21 protein-coding genes are annotated in these 22661 nt (G+C 57.3%); 8 read left to right on the top strand and 13 right to left on the bottom strand.

Annotation, left to right across the window (positions count from 1 at the left end; translation table 11 throughout):
- Positions 1-3 precede the first annotated feature (3 nt).
- A complete protein-coding gene (locus tag ROG8370_RS06435) occupies positions 4-867 on the bottom strand; it encodes a CE1 family esterase (RefSeq protein WP_085826260.1) in 864 nt (287 codons plus the stop codon).
- A gap of 225 nt (positions 868-1092) precedes the next feature.
- Complete coding sequence (locus tag ROG8370_RS06430) at positions 1093-2436, bottom strand: trimethylamine monooxygenase (RefSeq protein WP_085826259.1); 1344 nt, start codon at positions 2434-2436, stop codon at positions 1093-1095.
- A gap of 157 nt (positions 2437-2593) precedes the next feature.
- Here ROG8370_RS06430 and ROG8370_RS06425 point away from each other — a divergent pair, with 157 nt between their 5' ends.
- A complete protein-coding gene (locus tag ROG8370_RS06425) occupies positions 2594-3895 on the top strand; it encodes an ABC transporter substrate-binding protein (RefSeq protein WP_085826258.1) in 1302 nt (433 codons plus the stop codon).
- A 7-nt stretch (positions 3896-3902) separates the two neighbouring features.
- On the opposite strand, the gene ROG8370_RS06420 is transcribed toward ROG8370_RS06425, so the two are convergent.
- Positions 3903-4631, bottom strand: coding sequence for a FadR/GntR family transcriptional regulator (locus ROG8370_RS06420; RefSeq protein WP_085826257.1), 729 nt, complete (start codon positions 4629-4631; stop codon positions 3903-3905).
- A gap of 374 nt (positions 4632-5005) precedes the next feature.
- Here ROG8370_RS06420 and ROG8370_RS06415 point away from each other — a divergent pair, with 374 nt between their 5' ends.
- The 6 genes from ROG8370_RS06415 (at position 5006) to ROG8370_RS06390 (ending at position 10201) form a co-directional block, all read left to right on the top strand.
- Positions 5006-6295, top strand: a complete 1290-nt coding sequence (locus ROG8370_RS06415) for an ABC transporter substrate-binding protein (protein ID WP_085826343.1) — start codon at positions 5006-5008, stop codon at positions 6293-6295.
- 64 nt (positions 6296-6359) lie between these two features.
- Positions 6360-7229, top strand: a complete 870-nt coding sequence (locus tag ROG8370_RS06410) for a branched-chain amino acid ABC transporter permease (protein ID WP_073197412.1) — start codon at positions 6360-6362, stop codon at positions 7227-7229.
- Entirely contained in the window at positions 7222-8175 is a 954-nt protein-coding gene (locus ROG8370_RS06405; RefSeq protein WP_139838060.1) for a branched-chain amino acid ABC transporter permease, read from the top strand. Before ROG8370_RS06410 ends, ROG8370_RS06405 begins: the two co-directional genes overlap by 8 nt.
- Complete coding sequence (locus ROG8370_RS06400) at positions 8172-8939, top strand: ABC transporter ATP-binding protein (protein WP_085826255.1); 768 nt, start codon at positions 8172-8174, stop codon at positions 8937-8939. The genes ROG8370_RS06405 and ROG8370_RS06400 overlap by 4 nt, the downstream gene beginning before the upstream one ends.
- On the top strand, positions 8929-9636 hold the full coding sequence (locus ROG8370_RS06395; RefSeq protein ID WP_085826342.1) for an ABC transporter ATP-binding protein: 708 nt from the start codon (positions 8929-8931) through the stop codon (positions 9634-9636). Before ROG8370_RS06400 ends, ROG8370_RS06395 begins: the two co-directional genes overlap by 11 nt.
- Positions 9587-10201, top strand: a complete 615-nt coding sequence (locus ROG8370_RS06390) for a tetratricopeptide repeat-containing protein (RefSeq protein ID WP_245827231.1) — start codon at positions 9587-9589, stop codon at positions 10199-10201. The genes ROG8370_RS06395 and ROG8370_RS06390 overlap by 50 nt, the downstream gene beginning before the upstream one ends.
- Before the next feature lie 19 nt (positions 10202-10220).
- Here the strand turns inward: ROG8370_RS06390 and ROG8370_RS06385 are convergent, their stop codons facing one another.
- The 9 genes from ROG8370_RS06385 to ROG8370_RS06350 form a co-directional block, all read right to left on the bottom strand.
- Entirely contained in the window at positions 10221-10634 is a 414-nt protein-coding gene (locus ROG8370_RS06385; RefSeq protein ID WP_085826253.1) for a group II truncated hemoglobin, read from the bottom strand.
- Positions 10635-10717: 83 nt separating this feature from the next.
- Positions 10718-13087 carry a trimethylamine N-oxide demethylase gene (locus tag ROG8370_RS06380; RefSeq protein ID WP_085826252.1) on the bottom strand — a complete coding sequence of 790 codons (2370 nt, stop codon included), beginning with the start codon at positions 13085-13087 and terminating at the stop codon, positions 10718-10720.
- A 265-nt stretch (positions 13088-13352) separates the two neighbouring features.
- A complete protein-coding gene (locus tag ROG8370_RS06375; protein ID WP_085826251.1) occupies positions 13353-14318 on the bottom strand; it encodes a 2-hydroxyacid dehydrogenase in 966 nt (321 codons plus the stop codon).
- 1 nt (position 14319) lies between these two features.
- Complete coding sequence (locus ROG8370_RS20505) at positions 14320-14478, bottom strand: hypothetical protein (RefSeq protein ID WP_170925190.1); 159 nt, start codon at positions 14476-14478, stop codon at positions 14320-14322.
- Between the two features lie 15 nt (positions 14479-14493).
- Positions 14494-15840 (bottom strand): amidase, encoded by a 1347-nt coding sequence (locus tag ROG8370_RS06370; protein ID WP_085826250.1) that lies wholly within the window; start codon positions 15838-15840, stop codon positions 14494-14496.
- Entirely contained in the window at positions 15830-17248 is a 1419-nt protein-coding gene (locus ROG8370_RS06365) for a TRAP transporter large permease (protein ID WP_085826249.1), read from the bottom strand. Before ROG8370_RS06365 ends, ROG8370_RS06370 begins: the two co-directional genes overlap by 11 nt.
- Complete coding sequence (locus ROG8370_RS06360) at positions 17245-17829, bottom strand: TRAP transporter small permease subunit (RefSeq protein ID WP_085826248.1); 585 nt, start codon at positions 17827-17829, stop codon at positions 17245-17247. Before ROG8370_RS06360 ends, ROG8370_RS06365 begins: the two co-directional genes overlap by 4 nt.
- Before the next feature lie 79 nt (positions 17830-17908).
- Complete coding sequence (locus ROG8370_RS06355) at positions 17909-19036, bottom strand: TRAP transporter substrate-binding protein (RefSeq protein ID WP_085826247.1); 1128 nt, start codon at positions 19034-19036, stop codon at positions 17909-17911.
- A gap of 717 nt (positions 19037-19753) precedes the next feature.
- Positions 19754-21646 (bottom strand): hypothetical protein, encoded by a 1893-nt coding sequence (locus tag ROG8370_RS06350; RefSeq protein WP_139838059.1) that lies wholly within the window; start codon positions 21644-21646, stop codon positions 19754-19756.
- A gap of 234 nt (positions 21647-21880) precedes the next feature.
- On the opposite strand from ROG8370_RS06350, the gene ROG8370_RS06345 reads away from it, so the two are divergent.
- Positions 21881-22417, top strand: coding sequence for a restriction endonuclease (locus ROG8370_RS06345; RefSeq protein ID WP_170925189.1), 537 nt, complete (start codon positions 21881-21883; stop codon positions 22415-22417).
- Positions 22418-22458: 41 nt separating this feature from the next.
- Here ROG8370_RS06345 and ROG8370_RS20740 read toward each other — a convergent pair.
- Positions 22459-22661: hypothetical protein (locus ROG8370_RS20740; RefSeq protein WP_212580065.1), on the bottom strand; the 203-nt coding region annotated here is incomplete at its 5' end.

Genomic DNA, 22661 nt, shown 5'->3' with positions numbered 1-22661 from the left:
GGTCTAGTTGATGCTGCCTTTCAGCCCTTCAAACCAATCAAGCACCATTTTCCCCCAACCTGAAGGCACCCCATGACCGCCGTCAAACAGCGCCAGTTCAAGCGCCGTGCCGGGGGCGCAGGCAACCCAGATCCGACGCCATAAATCGCCATCTGTCTTGAACCGATTCGCGCGAAAGTTGTCACAGCTATTGGCCCTGCGCCAAAGCGTCATGGCGTGAAACACGTCGCCTTGCGCAAAATCACGCCCGGCAATCTGGCGGATAAAACGCCCTTCTAGCGGCACCACCTGATCGCGCCAGCCATGTGTATGCAAAAGCCGGACGGGACCGGCGCAACCCGTTGGATGCGGGCGCCAGAAACTACCCGAGATCGGGGCATAGGCGGTGAACGCCGCTGGCGTGGTGCAGGCGACATAGCTTGCCAGCGATCCGCCGATGGAAAACCCGGCCAGAATGCTATGATTGCGGTCGATGTTGAACCGTGTCGCGGCGTCGGTCATGACCTCTTGAAGAAACGCGGCCTCGTCCCTTTGACCGGGGAAGTCGGGATGAAACGACCAGCCGGGGCGATTGCGCCCCGGTCGGATCAGGCCGTTGGGCGCGATATAGGCATAGCCGCGCGCGACCGCCTGTTTCGAGGTTCCCGAGGGCCGCACAAGACTGGCGCCCCGACCCCCCGCGCCATGCAGGAACATCATGACCGGATGTGGCCCCGGCCCCTCGGGCAGCACGATATGATAGCTGCCACTCACGGTTTCACAGGGCATTTCCGGACCGCCACAAGAGGGTTGCGCCGCCGCATGACCGGGCAGGCAAAGGGCCAGTATCCACCCGAAAATCTGACCAAGGACCGATACGTGACGCATGAGCGATCTTTCCCTCACAAATGACAAAAGGGCCGGGATTATCCCGACCCTTTCAGAAGGGTCACACATTTACGGCGATACGACCATGGCGGATCTGTCACTGTTATGTGAAGCGAGGCGGGCCTCGGTGAAAGTATCCAATGGCCCCCGATTGCCGCGAGTGCGTTGCACCGGCTGGCCAGGGAGACCACCAGCCGGTACAATCAGGGGCTTGCCGCTTGCGCGTTAACTGCCAGTCTGAAGATAGCTTTCAAGACTATCGTCGAGGGCGTCGGCCCAAGGCGTGTGATGCGCCGGGGCCATGGTGCCGGTCATCGGGCTGACATAGCCGTGGTTCCGGAATTCCATGATCGCCTGTTTCTTGTGCTTCTTCCATTTGAAGAACGCGTCGTTTGACGCCTCGATATCAAACGAGGGATAGTCGGTTTCTTCAATCAGTTCAGCGGTATAGCCGCCCTGGTACTTGATGCAGGCATAATCGTCTTCCAAGGCATCCTCTTCTGCCTGACGCCGTTTCCAATCCGCTTCCATCTCGGCTGCGCCCGGAATGTCGATCAGGCCCATGATCGCATCGCGCACCCACCAGGCCTGAGCATCGAACATGTTGAAGGTGTACCATTGGTCCTGCATCCCCAGATAGAACATGTCGGGGTTGCCGGTATAAACCACGCCTTTGTAGAGATCGTTTGCCGCCAACCGATTCGCGGTTTTGAGGCGCAGATCGTCCGGCAGGAACGGGAAATGGTGGCGATATCCGGTGCAAAGAATGATCGCATCGACCTCTTTGGATGTGCCGTCAATGAAGTGCGCGGTATGTCCATCCACGTGATCAAGCGCGGGAACCTCCTGCCAATTCTCGGGCCAGTCATAGCCCATTGGCGCCGTGCGATGGGCCACCGTGACCGACTTGCAGCCGTATTTCCAGCACTGGCTGCCGATGTCTTCGGCAGAATATGAGGTGCCGAGGATCAGGATATCCTTGCCCTCGAACTCGCGCGCTTCGCGGAAATCATGGGCGTGCAGGATGCGGCCCTGGAACGTCTCGAACCCCGGATAATGCGGGACATTGGGAAAGCTGAAGTGACCAGAGGCAACGATCACATGATCGAAATGTTCGCGGGTCTCGCTGTCGTCTTCGCAATCGCGAGAGGTAACCTCGAAGCCGCCGTCGATGGCTCGGACATCACGTACTACGGTGTTGAATTTGATGTATTTTCTGACATCGGCCTTTTCCACCCGGCCCTTGATGTAATCAAACAGAACGGCGCGCGGCGGATAGCTTGCGATCGGCTTTCCAAAATGCTCTTCAAAGGAATAGTCGGCAAATTCCAGACCCTCTTTCGGGCCATTCGACCAGAGGTAGCGATACATCGACCCGTGGCACGGGTTGCAATGCTCGTCTACGCCGGTCCGCCATGTGTAATTCCACAGGCCGCCCCAATCCGACTGTTTTTCATAACAAACGATGTCCGGGATCTCCGCACCCTTCGCAGCGGCCGATTGAAAGGCGCGAAGTTGTGCAAGGCCTGACGGCCCGGCCCCGATGATGCAGATACGCTTCTTTGACATACTGTTGTCTCCCTGGTTTGAATGGAACCAAAATTATTATGTGGTTCTTTTTGGTTCCCAACATTGAGCCGATTCCTATACCAATATGTCAACACCAATTAGCACCTGCCGCGATATTTCTGTCTTGGCCGCCCCCGAAGAGCGTGTAAAAGAGCGTATGGAGTCATCAAGTTTTGCACAGCGACTGGCCGTTTCCGGCTCGATGCCACGAATGTCGGTGGGAATGGCGAAACCTGTTGATATCGGCTTTCTCGCGCCGCTTTCCGGCCAGGTCGAATCCTGGGGATTGCCCGGACTTCACGGTTGCCGCATCTGGGAGCAATGGATCAACAAGGCTGGCGGACTTTTGTTTGGTGGCCGACGTTACCCGATTTCCATCCATGCCCATGATTGTGGCAGTGATCCCAAAGAGGCGCTCGAAGGCGCGAGGGAACTGGTGCAGAACCACGACATCAAGCTGATGATGATGCTTGGCGGTGACAGCTTTGCGGCGGTGTCAAACTTTCTGCGTGATCGGCGCATTCTGACATCGACGCTCTTGCCAAGCGATCTGTCGCCCGACACCCCCTATCTGATTGCGCCAAGCGAGGTGCATCCGATCTATGTGGTGACCGGGGTTGACTGGCTGGCGCGGCAACGGCCCGAGCTCAAGACCGTGGCGCTTTGCGCACAGCAGGATGGCATGGGCCTGCCGTCTTTGGCGACCTATCGCGCGGCCTTTAGGGCGGCCGGGATCAAGATGGTCAAGGAAACGCAATACCCTGCCGAAGGCGGTGACGTTGCCGCGATCGTACAGCCGATGTTGGATCAAAACCCGGATATTCTGTGCTGGTGCACAAGCTATACGCCGATGGTGCATGCCATGACGGAATATGCTTTTGCGGCCAATTACAAAGGCCAGATTTTGACCTGTACGCTGGATCACTACGAAGCGCTTGTCGCAAAAACCAGTCCCGAATTCATGGAAGGCGTCGTCTTTCAGTTTCCTGATTTCGACGACCCCGCGCTTCGGGAAAAGGCGTTCTTTTTCAACCAACCCAATGTTTTTTATGAAGAATACAACAACCGCTTCCCCAATAGCTGGAGCGCGGTGAGCTGGGAATATGCCGCCATTCTCGACATCTGGCATGCCGCCGTGGAAAAGGCCGATACCGTTAGCCCGATGTCCGTTTTGGCCGCGATGAAACAGTTGGGCCACGTCACCCACGCCTTTGGCCACGCGGAATGGTGGGGGCAGGATGTGTTCGGAATCGACAATGCCCTGATCGGCGATTGGCCGGTGGTCACGGTGCAGGATGGCAAGGCGCGGATCGTCGAATTCGGGTCAATCCCGCAATGGTTGGCCGCGCATAGCGACCTGTTGAAAACCGAAATGACAAATCTGGGCCAGATGTGGGAACAACGCCTTGGGCGTTCTGTTCAGGGCCCTGCGCTTGGCACCCGCAACGTCAAGGTCTGACGCCGCCTTACAGATCCTGAAGCAACAGTTGCTGTTCTTCGACCAAATGCAGCTTTATGAACTCTACCGCCGATGCCACGTCCCGCGAGGCGATGGCATTGAAAAGCGTATTATAGCGCTTTTGATAGTCCTGCATCCGCTTGGGCGTCAGCGCACGACGGCGCAGCTTGTTGCGAAAGCTTTGACGATAGGTTTCAATCGCCAGACTATAGCAGGAGGCCAAAAGCGGGTTGCCCGTGCCCTCGGCAATCTGGGTGTAAAGCCGCTCTTCAAGCTCGATAAAGTCATCCACATTGGTTTGAACGGCCTCGATCTGCGACAGGGTATTGGACAGTTCGGTGATCATGCGGGGCGTCATGTTGATCACGGCCAGGCGCACGATCTCGGGTTCGAGAATACCGCGCACCACAAGGTGATTTAGCGGGCTGGTATCATCGGCCACGGTATTGGTCTCGCCAGTGCGCGGCGCGTTGGATTGGAATGTGACAAAGCTGCCAGAGCCGGCGCGCCGACGGATGACATCATGGGTTTCCAGAACATCAAGCGCCTCTCGCACCGTGTTGCGGGCAACGCCAAGTTCGGTGGCCAGGGTGCGTTCGGACGGCAGGCGCGCGTCCAGAGTGTATTCATCTGACTTGATCCGCGCGAACAGCGTATCAACAACGGTCTGCACCGTTGCGCCAATTGGCTGTTCAGAGACAATTCTGGCGGTCTTGTCAGCAATGGGCTTGTTCATCTTCACCTCGAGTCAGTGCACGTATCATAGTCGTTCTCACGTCTGGATTGCACCGAGCAAATTCCTGGCACCGAAGACTGGTGGATTTTTGGTCACCCGTCTCATTTGCCTGAAAATAGGGATAACCTTTGGAATAAAAAAGGGAAAACAAAGTATTGGTTCAAGAAAAAGGACCAAATTTAGACCAAAAATAAGAGATATGGTGAATTAAGGACCGATTTTCTTTGCAGAACCTAGAATGTCTGTTAGCGTTCGTAGCCAAAGAGGACCAATTTTCACTAACCGGTACTATTTTTCACTGAACCGGTACGCATTTAAGAATGGTCCTCAAGAGAATCGCCCAAAAAGATGGCGACAACATGGGAGAAGAAAAAATGCTATCCAAGATCGTAAAGTCGGGTTTGACGCGCCGAACCTTCCTGCAGTCGACAGCGGCGGCCGCGGCCGCAAGTTCATTGCCGCGCATGGCGCTTGCGCAGGACAAGGTTATCAAGATCGGCTTTCTGGCCCCTTTGACCGGTGCCGTTGCAGCCTGGGGTAAACCGGGCCTCGACGGGTGCGAAATCTGGGCCGAGCGGGTCAATGCCGCAGGCGGCATCAAGTTGAGCGACGGCAACTACATGGTCGAATTTGTCGGCTACGACAACGAATATGACCCCGCCAAAGCGCGCACCGGAGCAACGAAACTGATCCGCGAGGACGGTGTCAGCTTTATCATGATGTTGGGCGGCGATACCTGGCCGGGCGTACAGCCTGTGGCGGACAAGACCGGCATGCTGTTCTCAACCCTGCTTCCGTCGGATCTTTCGCCTGATACGACAACTTTGATCGCTCCGGCCGAAGTTCACCCGATCTATAACGTTACGGGTGTTGAATGGCTTGCCGAGAACAAACCAGAGCTGAAAACCGCCGTGATGTGCGCGCAGGATGACGCGCTTGGCCTGCCGTCCGTGGCGACCTATCTTGCCGCGTTCGAGGCGGCGGGCATCGAGATGCTGGATGAGCCCCTCCTGTTTGATCCCGCGACCACAGATTTCGCCCCAGTCGTGACCAAGCTGATTGCCGGAAATCCCGATATCGTATGTCTCGACACCTGCTATTCGGATTACGTGCATCCCATTGCCGAACAGCTGTTCCAGCAGGGATTCAAAGGTCAGATCATCAGTTGTACTGCGGATTTCTATGACCAGATGATTTCCAAAACCTCGGAAGAGTTCATGGAAGGTTTTGTCTTCCAGTTTCCTGATTTCGACGATCCGGCGCTGAATGCGGATAACATCAACTTTAGCGATCCCAACGGCTTTTACGCCGAGTTCAACAAGCGCTTCCCGGGTCAATGGGGCGCGGTAAGCTGGGAATACGCCTCGATCATGGATTTGTGGAAAGCGGCCGCCGAAAAGGCAGGATCAGCAGAACCCGACGCCGTGATCACCGCCATGAAGGACGGCCAGGGCAAACACGCCTTTGGTGACGCCGATTGGTGGGGTGAAGAGCTGTTCGGGATCAACAACGCGCTTGTCGGTGACTGGCCGGTTGTGGCGATTGAAGGCGGCAAGGCCACAATCAAGGAGTTCCGCAATATTCCGGCATGGTACGAAAAGCACGGCGACCTTCTTGTGAAGCACATGCAAGCCTATGATCAGATGTGGAATCAGCGCGGCTGATTTCTGCAACGGCGGCGCAGGTGTCTGTGCCGCCGCACTTTCTTGACATGAAGAGATTTAAACGATGCTGGACCTTCTCGCGCAGACCGGCCTGAATGCTGTGTACGCTGCTAGCTATATCTCGCTTATCGCCGTGGGCCTTGTGCTCATCTTCGGCGTTATGGGCGTGATCAACTTCGCCCATGGCGAGCTTTACATGGCGGGCGCCTATTCGGTCGTGCTGTTCTATTCCGATTTTGAGCTGCCGTTCATGATTGCCGTGGCGGCGGGGCTGTTGTTTGTCGGCTGTCTTGGTTTGCTGATGGAGCGGACGCTTTTCCGCCCGTTGAAGGACAACCCGCTTGGCGGCTTGGTGGCCTCGATCGGGTTCCTGATGATCATGCAGGCCCTGGCCAGCATGGGGTTCGGCGTGCGGATGGAGCATATTCCGCCGGTCACGCAGCATGTCATCGAATTCTCAGAGCGCGTGCGCCTGCCGATGGCCCGCCTGTTCGTGATCATCGCCGCAGTGGTCTTGCTCAGCGCGCTTTGGATATTCCTGAAAAAGACGCGATTTGGCTGGGCGCTCAGGGCTGCGGCGCAAGACCCGGAAGCGGCGGCGTTGCAGGGCATTTCAATCAACCAGACCGCGCGCATCGCGATGTTCATCGGCGCAGGGCTGGCAGGGATCGCCGGGGCCCTCACGGCACCCTTGGTGTCGGTCAACCCGCATATGGGCCATTCGGTCATCGTCACGGCCTTTATCGTGATCATCGTCGGTGGGGTCGGATCGTTGGAGGGGGCGGTCATTGCCTCGGTCGTCTATGCGATTGTGCATACCTTCGTGACCACCTTCTTTGACGGGGTGATCGCCGACATTACCGGGCTGAGCCTGATGTTGCTGGTGCTCATCGTCAAGCCGACGGGCCTGTTCGGGAGTGCTGATCGTGCGTAACTTTTTGATCTTTCTGGCCGGCGCCGCAGCCCTTCTTGCCTTGCCCCACGGCCTTAGCTTTTCGCAACAGGAAATTCTCGTTTTCCTGACGATCAATATCCTCTTGGTCTCGTCCTATCGGTTGCTGACCCTGACGGGTGAATGGTCGTTGGGGCATGTTGTGATCATGGGTGTCGGTGCCTATGCCTCGGCGCTTTTGTCCAAGAAGCTTGGGGTTTACGTGCCTGTCAGCATCTTGCTGGGCGGGATCATTTCGGCGCTGCTGGCGGTTGTTTTGTCGTTCCCGCTGTTTCGGATGAAGGGGTTCTATTTCCTTATCGGCAGCTTCGCCGCAGGTGAGATTATCCGTCTGCTGTGGAAACGGTTCCGCGATCCGTTTGGCGGCGCCAAAGGCATCAAGGGGATTGACCCGATGCCGGATTTTTCGATCGGCATCTATGATTTCGATTTCTTCGAGCCGGTCAGCTATTACTACCTTTCGGTGGTGGTTGTCGCCGCCTGCCTGTGGATCCTCTGGCGGATCGAGCGAAGCCCGGTCGGCCTGACATTTCATGCGGTCCACTGGCAGGATAAACTGGCCGAGGCCTCGGGTGTGAACCTGCGCGCTTATCGGACCCTTGCCTTTTCGATTGCCAGCGGCTTTGCCGGCATCAGCGGCGGCCTGCTTGCGCATTATATCGGGACGATCAACCCCAACAGCTTTGATGTCGAAGTCATGGTGTTTGTCCTGACGTGGGCCATCGTCGGCGGCACCAGCACGTTTTACGGGCCGATCCTCGGCTGTATCGTCCTGACGGTTCTGAACGAGATCGTGCTGCGCGAACTAGGGTTCGAACAGATGCGCCCGCTGATTTACGGCGCGATCATGATCCTGTCGATCCTGTTCATGCCCAAAGGACTTGAAAGCGTGGTGCAGAAGATATTCAGCCGGAGGGCCAAGCCATGACCCAGTTTCTTGAAGTTGACAATTTGACGATGCGCTTTGGCGGCCTGACGGCGGTTGACGGGCTGAGTTTCAAGGTGAACCACGGCGAAATCCATGGTCTAATCGGCCCCAACGGCGCGGGCAAGACAACGACGTTCAACATGATTTCCGGCTTTTACAAGCCAACCGAAGGCCAGGTAAGGCTTCGGGGCGAGGATATTTCTGGCCTCAAGATGCACGAAGTCGCGCGCCGTGGCGTGGTACGCACCTTTCAGCATTCGACACTCTTTGGCGAACTTTCAGTCTTGGACAACGCCCTCGTCGGCACCCATATGCTGTTTCGTCCCAACATCTTTGCCGCCATCATGGGATGGGACAAAGAGGATCGCAAAGGCGCCGAGGCCCGCGCGCTTGAGGCGCTTGAATTCTTTGGGTTGTTGCACCTGAAGGACGATCTTGCCGGCGACCTGAGCCATGGCCATCAACGCGCCCTTGGCATGGCCGTCGCCTATGCCAGCCACCCTGACGTGATGCTTCTGGATGAACCGTTCACCGGCATGAACCCCGAAGAGACCCGCCAGATGATGGGTTTGATGCGCAAGCTGCGTGATGATGGCATTACGATCTTGCTTGTCGAACATGACATGCAGGCGATCATGGGTCTTTGTGACACGATCACCTGCATGAGCTTTGGCAAGTTCCTCGCCGAAGGCGGGCCCGAAGAAATTCGCCATCATCCTGCCGTGATCGAAGCCTATCTTGGGGGTGCGCGCCATGTTGCTTGAGATGAAGGATGTTTCGGTCAGCTATGGCAAAGTATCCGCCGTGCGAAACCTGTCCCTGAACGTGCCCGAAGGCGGGATTGTCACGATCATCGGCGGCAATGGTGCGGGCAAGACAAGCACCCTGCGCGCGATGTCGGGCATGGTGCCGCTGGTCGGCGGCGAGATCTTGTTCAGGGGCGAGCGCATCGACGGTCTGACCTCGGACAAGATCGTTGCAAAGGGCATCGCGCATGTCCCCGAGGGGCGGCGCATTTTCCCGGATATGACCGTCGAGGAAAACCTGCGCACCGGCGCCTTTCTGCGTCGCGATAATGATGCCGTCGAGAACGACCTGGAATCGGTGTTCACGCGCTTTCCGCGCCTCAAGGAACGCCGCCGCCAGATGGCCAAGACCATGTCGGGTGGCGAACAACAGATGCTGGCGATTGGCCGGGCCCTGATGAGCGCGCCCAAGCTGTTGTTGATGGACGAGCCGTCAATGGGGCTTGCCCCGGTGATCGTCGAGGAAATCGCTGTCATCATCGAAGAGATCAACGCCCAGGGCCTATCGGTGGTTCTGGTCGAACAAAACGCCGAACTGGCGCTTGAACTGGCCGATCACGCCTATGTTCTTGAGACAGGCAACCTTGCACTGGAGGGACCAGCAGATGAGTTACACGGAAATGAACATGTTCGTGCCGCGTATCTGGGGATTTGACCTAGGCTCGACACAGGCAAAGGTCGCCCGCCAGGCTGGCTGGAGCCGCGCCGATATCCTTTGGGAAGGGTTGATGGAGGCCGCGAATGACGCCTGGGCCAAAGGCGACCGGAAAACGGCGGCAAAGACCTTTCGGCGCGCCTTTTGGGTGGCAAAGCTTGCCTTCGCGCGTAGTGATTTGCGCCATGCCACGGTCCAGTTGAACCTTGGTATTCTGGCTCTGAAAACTGGGCAGGGCGCCAAGGCACATGGCCATTTCAAAAGGGCCGCCAAGCATTGGGATACCCATGCCGAGGCAAATATCGCCGCGATGACCATTGCGCCGCGCGCACGCAGTTCCCTGTTTCACCTTCGGATGGAAGCCTTGCACCGGGACACGTATCACGACAATTTCCGGGCGCGCGTCGGCAAGATAGCGGCCGAAATTCGATCTGCCATCGACAACCTTCAGAACGATCAGGCCGCTGGTTGCCGTCTTTATGCGCGTTGGCTTGGCGAGCGCCCGACCGTCTATGATGACACCCGCAAGGTTCTTGGCGCCTGTCTCTTGGTGGTTGATCCCTAGATTGGGGCCACCCGCAGCACTAGCCTTTGCGAGCGCCGATGTCTTCCCAGTCGGGGACGTCATTGACCAGTATCGTCGCGATCCGCGTGAACACCGCGCGAAGCTTGTCGATATGCGGACCGCTGTGGCCCTCGTCATCCAGCGCCTTGTTCATGCAAACCATCCAGTTGTCGGCATCAACCTGGCGGATCGGCACATGGGCGTGCATAAGCTTCACATCCATATGGCCGTGCTTTTCCATGTAATAGCGCCGACCACCAAGGAACCCTGAGAGGAAATTGAACTGTTCAATCCGCGCGTGATCAATGCCATGGCCGCGCCCGTGCAGCCGACGCAGGTTTGACCCCTCGGGCAGCGTCTCGACCAGATCATAAAAGGTCTCGACCAAAGCGCGCAGGCGCTCTTCTCCTCCAAGGTCTTCAAGGGCGCTCATAGCTCATTCCTCGTCTGGTCTTATAGCCGGACACCCCCCGCGTCGGTGTTGCCCGGCAAGGGCAAAGGCTGGGTCAAACCTGATCATGATCGCGGGCGTTCCTTTTTCGGATCATAGGCCGCAAGGTTTTCGGCAATCTTTGCCGGGATACGCTTTTGGTGGCCGTCAAGTTTGCCAATCTCAAGCTCGGTCCCGGCATCGGCATGCGCCACATCGACCCGCGCAAGGGCGATGTTCTTGCCCAAAAGCGGCGAGCGCATGGCCGAAGTCACCTCGCCCACCTGCGCCCGGCCTACATGTACACAATCGCCATGGCCCACATCGACATTGCTGTCGATTTCAAGGCCGACCATCTTGCGCATCGGGTTTTCCTTGCGCCGGATCAGCGCGTCACGGCCCATGAAATCATCGGTTTTGGATTTCAGCGGCACGGTAAACCCGATGCCCGCCTCAAACGGATCGGTCTGGTCTGAAAAATCATAGCCGGCAAAGATCAAACCGGCCTCGATGCGCACCATATCAAGCGCCTCAAGGCCCATCGGTTTGATCCCATGCGCCTGTCCCGCCTCCCAGATCGCATCGAAGATCTCGGCGCAATCCTTGGGGTGGCACATCACCTCATAGCCAAGCTCGCCGGTGTATCCCGTGCGGCTTAACACAAACGGGGTTCCCGCCTCGTTGTGAAGCCGCGCCGGGGTGAACCGGAACCATCCAAGCTGATCAAATTCTGGATTATGCGGCGCTGTCCAGACAAGCTTGCGCAGCAGATCGCGGCTTTCGGGGCCCTGCACCGCGACATTGTGCAACTGGTCGGTCGAGGCGCGGATCAGAACCTTTAGCCCAAGTTTCGCGGCCATCTCGCGGAGCCATTCACCGCCGTAATCCGACCCGCCAATCCAGCGAAAGTTGTCACGCGCCAGCCGGAACACCGTTCCGTCGTCAACCATTCCGCCGTGTTCATAACACATCGCGGTATAGACAACGCCGCCCGCTGCCAGCGTCTTCATATTGCGGGTAAAGGCATATTGGCACAGCGCCTCGGCGTCCGGCCCGGTGATCTCGAACTTGCGCAGGGGCGACAGATCGAGAATCACGCATTTCTCGCGACAGGCGTGGTATTCCTCGATCGGCCCTGCGGCGGCAAAACAATTTGCCAGCCAATAGCCGTTATACTCGATGAAATTCCGCGTGTGCTTGGCAAAGCTGTCGTGAAAACCGGTCTGCTTTGTCATTTTCGGCTCCGAATCTGGGGTGGTGCGCGTCGCGATCGACCGCTGAAAGGTTTCTTTGCCGCTATAGGTGCGGATGTGAATGTCGGTCGGGTTCCAGCCGTTTGCGGGCGTGGTGTCATCCGGGCAGGCCGAGCTGACGCAGACGATATCGGTCAGCGCGCGCAGCAGAACGTAATCACCGGGGCGCGACCAAGGCTCATCAGCATACATGACGCCGTGATCGTCGATGGCGGTGTTGAAGAAAAAGTTGATCGCCATCCAGCCGGGCCGCCCGGTGACGTTAAAGGCCGACAGCGCCGTGTTGAAGTTGTCCGAACAGTTCACATGCCCCGGATAGCCGATATCGTCGTAATATTTCGCAGCACAGGCTAGGGCAAAGGCATCATGGCGCCCGCAGGTGTCCTGCACGACTTCGACCAGCGGAAGCATTTCCTGATCATAGTATTTCGCGTGCAGGCCGGGCATCGGATAGGCGTGGCCCATCAAGGTGCGCGTGGTGGTCACATCAAGGGCATGTTCGATGCCCTTGTCCAGTTTGCGCGCGGAAAAGCATTCAAAATCAGTGCATTGCCGTCCATCCACGTCAATGATCTGGATATAGTCCCCGGCTTTGACAAAATACGCCTCGGCGGTTTGGGTGTGCACCCGGATATCCGCGAGCGGGTCTGCAAGCGGGTCGGGCAACTCAAACCGCACGTGGCTTTTGAGAACCGCGCGCTTCACCATCACGGTCAGCGGGGTCGCGGTATTCTGGGCTTCAAGATCCATCACGCCACCGGGGGCGGCAATGATCACGGCGCCATCGCGCAGGGCCGTGAACTGTGCCTGCGTTCCGGCAGGTGTCGTTGCCTCAAACAGATGCACCGCCGACGCCTGTGCAAGGTCAATGCCGCGCGCATCAAGCCCCATGCGCAGCCCGCGCAGGGATTGATTATCGCCAGCCAATAGCGCCTTCAACCCGCTCGCGTCACCCTGGGCCATTGCGCCGATAATGCCCGCATCAATCCTTCCCTTGGGGTCACTGACCACAACCTCGCAGTGCTGTCCGCCCTCATCGTTGATGATGCTGATCTGATCGCCGGTTTCAACCGGGATAAGCGCGGCACCCTGCGCCGCGACGGTATACCGCTCGGTCCCCGGCGGCAGCGAGAACACCTGCGGCTGGATAATTCTGCTGGGCTTTGGCGGGCCCGGCTGCACCCTGGGATATTGGTCTAGCATTGCATTCCTCCACACTCCGGGATGTTGCATGAGCGGCATAAATATTTATTGATAAGAATACAGATGCGAGCGGCCACAGCAAACAAAATCGGACAATAAGACCCTTATGGGTATTGTCTCGCCAACAAGCGCCGAATGCAAATGGAGTTGAAGGGGGCAGGTAAGATGATTCTTCGGCCGCATGCCGCATGCCGCATGCCGCAAGCTGACCAAACGTGCCAGAGGCGCCGTGTTGGCGCCTCTAAAGGTTCAACGTAGCCGCGGCTTAAACCAGCCGATCACCCGGTTCTTTGCCCGCAAAAAACGCATCAAGATTGTCGAGAGCCCGAAATCCCATGGCGTCGCGCGTGGCGCGGGTGGCGCTGCCGATATGGGGCAGCATGAAGATGTTGTCATGGCTCGCAAAGGCCGGATTGCCGCCGGGTTCAACCTCAAAGCAATCAAGCCCTGCGGAGGCGATATGACCGGAATCGAGCGCATCCAAAAGCGCGGCTTCGTCGATCAAAGCGCCGCGTGCGGTATTGACGATCACTGCCCCCTCGGGCAAGCGCGCCAGCCGTTCCGCATTCAGGAATTTCCGCGTTTCAGGCGTCGCCGGGCAATGAAGCGACAGGAAATCAGAGACCTCAAGCAGGCTATCGACATCGGCGTGAAAGATGGCCCCTGCTTCATCCTCGGGCGAAAGACGCGAGCGGTTGTGGTAATGGATTTCCATGTCGAACCCACGTGCCTTGCGCGCGAACGCCCGGCCGACGCGGCCCATTCCGACAATCCCGATGCGCGCGCCGGTGACCTGTTTGCCGACCATGAAGGACGGTGACCAGCTATCCCATGCGCCGGTGCGCACGATCCGGTCCCCGGCCACCGCATGGCGCGCGGCGCCAAGCATCAACAGCATGGCAATCTCGGCGGTGGCATCCGATAGAACATCCGGCGTGTTGGTCACCACCACACCATGCGATTTAAGCGCGGGTAGGTCGCAGTGATCAACCCCGACCGAATGATTGGCGACGATTCGCAGGCGCGGATCAAGCTTGGCCACGACCTCGGCGCTGAAATGCTCGGAATGACAGGGGATCATGCCATCAACACGGCCGCTCATCGCAATGATATCCTCGGCACTGCCGGGGGTGTCATCCTCGTTTACGATGACCTCGTAGTCGCGGCGCGCACGCGCCAGCGTCGCATCGGAAAGACGGCGCGGAATCCAGATAACGGGCTTGTCCGACATATTAGCTTTTGTTCTTGCTGGATGTCAGGAAGTCATAGGCAGCAAGACAAACCGTAAAGATGGTCACCACCCAGAGGTCAAACTCGCCGATCTTGCTGGCCAGGATGTAAAGAAATCCTGCGAAAACCGCAAAAGCGAAGAGGGCAAGGAATCTGTTCATGTGTCTGTCCTTTCGTTAAGCGCCGGCATCGGTAAGCCAGCCTTGGAACCAGTTTGCATTACGTAAAAGCCGCGCATCATTGCCACGCGCCGCGACCAGTTGAACCCCCATGGGAAGACCATTTTCGGCCGTAAACGCGGGGATCGTGATCGCGGGCGCGCCCACGAATGTCCAAAGCCCGTTGAAAAGCGCGCTTCCGGTGAACTCAAGCCCCTCGGGCGCGGTGCCCATGGCGGCGGGGCAGATGATCGCATCGCAGCGATCAAAAATCTCATCAAGACCGGCATAAAGCACATCGCCCCAATCAAGCGCCGCGAGATAATCGCGCGCCAGAATGGCATTGCCTTTGCTGAGTGCCTCAAGGGTGAGCGGGCCAAGACGGTCAGAGCCTTTTTTGCCATAGCTATAATAATAGCGCGCCATTTCGGCAAAGTTCACCCGCTCGCGCAGCATGGCGGCATCGCCAAAGGGGGCCGGCAGGTCAACCTCGAACATCCGATCCCCAAGCGCCTCGGCCAATTCGGCAAAGGCGGCGTGAAGTTGCGGGTCGGCATCGTCCCAACCGGGGGGCTTCACAAAGGCAAAGATCGGTTTGATCGGCGGTTCCGATCTGGCGATGTCTAGCAAGGCTGGCGTCGGTTCGGGGCGGGTGGCTGAATCGGCCTCGTCATAGCCAAACAGCACCTCGGCGATCAGGGCGGCATCGGCGGGGGTACGTGCGAAAACGCCGACCGTGTCGAGCGTTGGCGACTGCATCAGAACGCCGGTGCGCGGGATCGCGCCAAAGCTTGGCTTGAACCCGGTGATGCCGCAATAAGATGCCGGTCGAATGACCGAGCCGCCGGTTTGCGTGCCAACCGCCAGCGGCACCATGCCATCGGCGACCGCCGCAGCAGACCCCGAAGACGAGCCGCCCGGTGTATGCGCAAGGTTATGCGGGTTGCAGGTCGGTCCGGCCTGCATAAAGGCAAGCTCGGTGGTGACCGTCTTGCCCATGATGATCGCGCCGGCCGTCTTTAGTTTCTCGACGATAGCGGCGTCTTTGATCGGCACCCGGCCTCTATCAAGCTCACAGCCGTTTTCGGTCGGGATCTTGGCGGTGTCGATGATGTCTTTCAACGCCACCGGCAACCCGTGCAGCGGGCCGATGGCGCGCCCGGTCTGGCGGTGGATATCCAGTTGGCGCGCCTGGTGGCGGGCAAATTCCGGGTCAAACCACGCCCAGGCGTGAACCTCGGGTTCGCGGGCCTCGATCCGTTCGATCGAGGCCTCGACCACCTCCAGCGCAGTAAGCGCGCCGGTCGCCAGACGCTCGCGAAGGGTGCAAGCGTCCAGCATCAGGATATCGGCCTTATTTGCCATACATCAGCTCCGGCAGATAAAAGACGATCTGCGGGAAGATGTACATCATCGCCATGGCTATGAAGACACAGACCAGGAAGGGCATAACCCCCCGAAAGATCTGGGTCAGCTTGATTTCCGGTGGCGCGATGCCTTTCAGATAGTAAGCCGACATTGCCATTGGTGGCGTTAGAAAGCTGGTCTGAAGGTTAAGCGCGACCAGAATGCCAAAGAACAGCGGGTCGATCTGAAAGAACGCCAGCAGCGGCAGGAAGATCGGCACGAAGATGATGATGATCTCGGACCATTCCAGCGGCCAGCCCAGAAGGAAGATGATCAGCTGCGCAAGCAGCAGGAACATCAGCGGGCTAAGGTTCAGACCCTGAACGAAATCAGAAATCAGATGTTCGCCACCGAGGTAAGAGAACACCGCCGAGAAGGTGTAAGAGCCAACAAAAAGCCAGCACACCATCGCGGTGGTCCGCACGGTCAGGTAGACGCTTTCGCGCATCCTCTGCCATGTCATCGCACGATAGACAAAGGCAAGGAAGATCCCGCCCAATGCACCGATCGAGGCCGCCTCGCTTGGGGTGGCAAGACCAAACAGGATCGAGCCAAGCACAGCAAGGATAAGAAAGGCCAGCGGTACAAGCGATGTCAGGATCAGCAGGAACAGCTTACCCTTCGGCACGTCCGGCACTTCTTCGGCGGTCGGGCGCGGCGCGACCGAGGGCTGAAGGATGGAGCGGCCGATGACGTAGACAAGATAAAGCGTCACCAGCGTCAGGCCCGGCAAAAGCGCAGCCGCGTAAAGACGGACAATCGACACGTTCGAGGCCGCCGCATAGACGATAAGCATGATCGACGGCGGGATAAGGATACCAAGCGTACCACCCGCACAGATAATGCCGCTGGCGAATGACGGATCATAGCGCGCCTTGAGCATCGCCGGCAGAGCCAGCAGACCCATCAGGGTCACAACCGCGCCCACAATGCCCGTCGCGGTGGCGAACAGCGCACAGGTGATGAGCGCCGCAACACCCATCGAGCCGGGCATGTTCTTGGCCGCGATATTCAGCGTCGAAAACAGCCGGTCAACGATATTGGCGCGCTCGACGATATAACCCATGAACAGGAACAGCGGAACGGCGGTCAGAACCTCATTCGACATGACCGTGAACGTCTGGTTCACGAACAAATCGAATATTCGGTTATTGAATAACCCCTCTATCCAGAGGCCTGTGGAATCAAGCCAGCCGGTATCGTCGGCCATCCGGTCAAAGCTGCGCCACATACGGCGCGCGTCAAAATAGGCGTAATAGCCAAAGCCGATGCCCATGGCCATCAGCGTAAAGGCAATTGGAAAGCCCAGAAACACGAAGATGATGAACAGGCCCAGCATCATCAGGGCGATTTGGGGATCGGTCATGGATGTGCATCCTTCTCGGCCTCTGAGGCCTTTTGCATCAGCAGGTCTTCGGTCTCAAAGACGTCTTCATCGGCGGGAAGCCATTCATTGGTGCGCATGCAGTGAATGCAGCGGCAAACCTGGGCGATGCCCTGAATGAACAGCAAAAGACCGGCGACAACGATCACGGTCTTGAATTGATAGATCGGCACGCCAGCAGGGCTGTTGACCGAGACCTCGCCATAAGACCAGGACCGCGCGGCGTATTTCCATCCTGCGAGAACCAGTGCGATCACGCCGGGAAAGAAGAAGATGATGTAGAGCACGAAATCGATCTTCGCCTGATTGCGCGGCTGCCAAAGACGATACAGAAAGTCGCCCCGGACATGCCCGCCCCGTGAAAGGGTATAGGCCCCACCCATCATGAACAGCGTGCCATACATGATGAACGATACGTCAAGCGCCCAGGCCGTCGGATTGTTAAAGATATAGCGGACGACAACTTCGTATCCGGTGCCAACGGCCATCAGGACGATGAGCCAGGCAAAGGATTTGCCAAACCAGGCCGACAGGTCGTCGGCAAAACGTATGAAACTAATCATACGAGCCCCCTTTCAGTTGAAAAGCGGCCCCGGCGTATGTGTCGCCGGGGCCTGTATCAAGTCAGATTTTACTCTGAGATCACATTTTGAGTTTACCGGGGAAGTAGTGGTTATACGCAAGCGCATAATCCGGCGCGTTCATGATCTCGTAGTAGGTGACTTGCTCGACCCAGGCGCGCTGGCTGTCGAGGGTCTTTTTCATGAACGGATCTTCTTCAAGCTGCGGGATCAGTTCGTCCCAGGCCTTGAGCTGACCGGCAAGAATGTTTTCCGAGGTACGGTGCACGTTTACACCGGCCTCTTCCTGCAGCCACTTGAGGTCCGAAGAATAGCGACGCATCGCCTTGGCGGTGTTCGCTGTCGAAGCCGCTTCAACGCCGTATTTGAGGATCGCGGCCAGATCGGGGCCGATATCTTCCATCGTCAGGCGGTTGAACAGGAATTCAAAGCTTTCCGACGCCTGGTGATAGGACGACAGATAATAGTTTTTGGCAACGTCATGCGCGCCAAAGTCTTTATCCGACGACGGGTTGTTGAATTCGAACGCGTCGATCACGCCACGCTCCATCGCGGGAACGATTTCGCCGCCCGGAAGCTGAGCAACGGACATGCCCATCGACTGCAGAAGGTCAGCCGCCAGACCAACGGTCCGGTACTTGAAGCCGTTCAGGTCGTCGACGGTGTTCACTTCTTCTTTGAACCAGCCAAAGGGCTGAGCGAACATCGGGAAGCCCATGTAGCCGTCAACGTCCATCCCGAGGATGTCCTGTGTCAGCTCGTCATAAAGGGCCTTACCGCCACCTTCATAGAACCATGACAGCATTGTCGTGGCGGAACCGCCGAAGACAGGGCCGGTGCCAAAGAGCGACGCCGCTTTGTTCTTGCCGTACCAGTAGACCGGCACAGAGTGCGCCATGTCCAGAACACCGTCGTTCACCGCGTCCAGAACCTGGAACGCCGCAACAACCGCGCCTGCGGGCAGAACATCGATTTTCAAACGGCCGCCGGACATTGCTTCGACGCGATCGGCATAATCCTGTGCGAATTCTTGCCAGATGTTGCCCGCACCCCAGGATGTTTGCATTTTGAGAACGATCGGCGCTTGCGCCAATACTGCCGGTGCTGCCAGCGTGCCTGCTGCAGCGGTCCCGGCAAAGGCCGCGCGCTGCAAAAACGAGCGCCGGTCCAATTTTGCCTTATCTGTCATGGTTTCCTCCCATTACATTCCTTTGCGAATAATCGCATTTTTGATGGCGAACCTTACGAACCGCAAAAGCGATTCGACGTCAGGCGGTCCACCACACCCGCGCGATGTTACTGGTTATGGGATCAAAGACAAGCGTTCTGGTAAGAATATTTGACCAAATTGGCGTTTTTTTGCGCAACTGTCGAAATTAGCCGCCAAAAAAAGCCCTAAATCAAGGAAAAACCGTCATTTGGGCGGGGAATATAAAGATATTGGGATTTCATCCTTGCGGTCGCATCCGGCGCCTGGCGCCCCGGATTCATCCCCACACAAACCTCTTAAAAAACCAAAGGCACCACAACCGTGGCGCCTTGATCCGAACCGCGTCCGGTGAATTGGTGCCCAGGAGAAGTAGTTCAGCTCCTCCTACAGGCACCGCTTCAGCTGGCAACTCCAGCAAAACAAGGATTATCCGAGGTGGTGAGCTGCAGTCAACAGGAACCAAATGGTCTACGCTCTGGTCTACGGTATGGCTGAGGCGCTGGGAGGACTCTCAGGCTTCGGTTGCCCCTGCTGAGGCGTGTGGGCTTGTGGGAGGGGATAGCAAGCGTCACGCGCCAGCTCACAGCATCTGATGAAGCTTCTTGTTTTACAGTCGCGGTAGGGGCTAGGGGGGTAACGCGAACGCCCTACATATTAGTAAGGCGCTCACATTTCTTTGGTCTAAACATCAGCGATTTAGCTCGCACCTGCAACGGGACCGAAGGGCATAGGCTTCCTAGCAAATGCGTTGCGGTGATGGCGGTTACCCACGGTGACCTCTTCGACCCCCAGAGCCTCCAGTCCAGCTTTGAAGTCCTCGTGGTGGCGGATGCGATTGCGGAAGTTGGAAGCGTTGGTGATCTCGAGTTCTGACTGTAGCTTTGTGAACAACAAGACCTCATCGGGGCAATCCTTGAAGTGCATCTCGACGAAGAGAAGCGCTTGCTGGACCTTTCCCTTTGGCTTCTTCTCGGTAGGCAGCCATGTGCTGACGGTGCAGCCGGGGAACACTTCGGTGAGGAAAGCACGGATGCCAGAGCGCTTCGGGGCGATGATGTAAGCGTTGCAGGGGGAGCAATCGGAGCCATTGCCCTGTCTGACCGCTGAACGGCACAGGGCCTGCAGGATGTGGTGCATGTGTTCACCTGCCTGCATGTCGTCGACGAGGGCCTTGGGGACGTCATGGTCGTTTGGGATGCCGCTGTAGTGCCTCGCCTTCATCTCATAATCCGTTTCCGGATGGTTGTTCATGCCAGCCAAGATGACGTTCTGGATATGCCGGAATTTATTCGTTCCCTGATGCTTGCCCCAGTTGAGGAAGTGGACACGGCTTGGGTCTGAACTGAGCAGTCCCATCACCTGATCCGGGATCGCCCCACCGTTGACGCCCTTATGATAGATGACCAGCCATTCTTCATCAGGCTTACTGTCGATCTTTATGGCGACTTCACGAGCCAGAGCGTTACCGTTCTGCGTCCATGTGGTTTTACCTGAACCCTTGTCCATGACATGGACGGTGAGGTTACGATAGCTCCTGACCGCTGAAGGCAATCTGACCAAGTTACCTTTATGCTTTTCCCATTGGCTGTAGGTCGAACGAACACGGCCTGAGGCGTCGAGGATCACAACCGGGGCAAAGTCGTCTGGTATTGCGTCTCGGCTGTCGAGCGCAGTGATGACCTTGGTAGCGTTGTGGGGCCTGCGCAGGAGAACACATCGTCCTGACAAGGCATACAGGCCCTCGAGGTAGGAAGCTTGTCGCTGCTCCAGACCCTGCCGAGCTGACCGTAAGGCGATCCCTGTGGCGTCTTCGACATCAGGCCAGTCGTAGGTTCCGCTACCATCCGATGCTTTAAGCGCCAGTTCCAGCTCTTCAACCATCTGTGCCAATGCCGGATGCGATAGCCGCAGAGGCTCACGCAGGGCAGCAAGCTGGTCCGTGTTGAGAGAGACCACCTCGCCGGGCAGCATCGCCTCATCCCATATCCGGACAGCGCGAACCTCGCCTAGATAGTGGAAAACCTCAACGTCACTGAAGCGATGACCACGACAACGGCTCATGACCATGGAGTGCGTAGTGAACAAGACACGAGCTTCGCTGGGCAGGGTGGAACTCAGCCGATTGGCCTCATCGTCCGACGTCAGGACTGCGTAGTCAGCCTCATCAAGACCCATCTCCTCAACCAGCCGAGCTATCTCCTCCAGCCGCGAGAAGCAGAGCAATACAGCCACGCCTTCATGCTGTTCAGACCCCAGGAGTTCAGTGACAAAGCGGATCAGCGTCGTGGTCTTACCCACACCGGGATCAAGGCTTGATAGGTAGAAGCAGGGATCAGCTGACCCATCAGCTATAGCTTTCATCGTAGCGACCAGTTCACGCAGGGCTATAGCGGTATCCTGATGGAGCAGACCACCACCACGCTGCTTCAATACAGCAAACAAGGATGAGGTCGTCGCGTCAGCCAAGTCGCCTGAGCGGTTGCTAGTACAATGTCTATAAAGAGGTCTTAATGGTGTTTGTACCACCGAGACGGACTCATGCCGCAAAGCACAGGCCGACCCGATGGCTAAAGCAGATGCTTGTGCCATGAGCTTGTCCTTGATGTCGTTTATGGAGGAGGTGGATGTGAGGAGGGTCGCTACAACTCAGCCAGCTGTAGCTCGGGCTGAAGCGATAGCCTTAAGTTCAGCTAAACGCTCTAATGGTGTCACCTAATTATTGACTGAACCCAATTGCCCCCATCGATAAACAACAATCCCCATTGCATCACTGTGGTCTGTTTTTACCCTGTGATCTATTGCAGTGGCCGACAGGACAATTGTGTGACGAGGTTTTCCAGCTTTATTGCGTCAATCCAACGAGATGGAAATGATGGCAGAGCCTTCGAGCTGTTCGTCAAGTGGTTCCTGCAGAATGACCCAGAATGGTCAACACAGGTTAAGAGTGTCTGGCTTTGGAACGATTGGCCTGAAAAGTGGGGACCCGATACCGGCATCAACTTGGTCTTTGAGCATAAGAACGGAGACATCTGGGCTGTTCAGGCCAAATGCTATGACAGCAAATACCCCGTTTCCAAGAAGGACATGGATACATTCCTGAGTGAGAGCAATCGCTCAATTATCAATAAGCGACTGCTTGTAACCTCGACTGACTTAATGAGTGCAAATGCCATCCGCACCTGCAAACATCAGGAAAAACCAGTTGTACGGTTTATGCTAAGTGACTTTGAGATCGCTGAGGTTGATTATAGGGCCACAGATTTCTGGGGTGAAACTGGGGGGCGCGGAGGGGGCTGGGTGGCAGCCAAACAATGCATGCCCTGGGCTCAAGATCACATAAACGCGAATGGAAGACGCTGACTTCGAACCAATCCGACAATGGCGTCTGTTGGGCTCTGGACCTATAAAATCAAAAAACTGATGAATAGCGGCAAAGCGAACGTTGGCGCATCCCGCAGCGAACGACCGCGCTGAGCCGATTCTGTGGAAAAACAACGTGTTGCTGTTGCAGAAAGTGTGGTTCTGAACAGAGCGCGAGCGCCTTTTCTATCAGGCTTTGCGCGTTTGCTGCGGTGCAGGAAGGATCTTGGCCAGTTTGCGGAGG

It is taken from the genome of Roseovarius gaetbuli, from assembly GCF_900172365.1.
Classification (GTDB): Bacteria; Pseudomonadota; Alphaproteobacteria; order Rhodobacterales; family Rhodobacteraceae; genus Roseovarius; species Roseovarius gaetbuli.
This window is presented reverse-complemented; position numbering and strand designations above follow the sequence as displayed.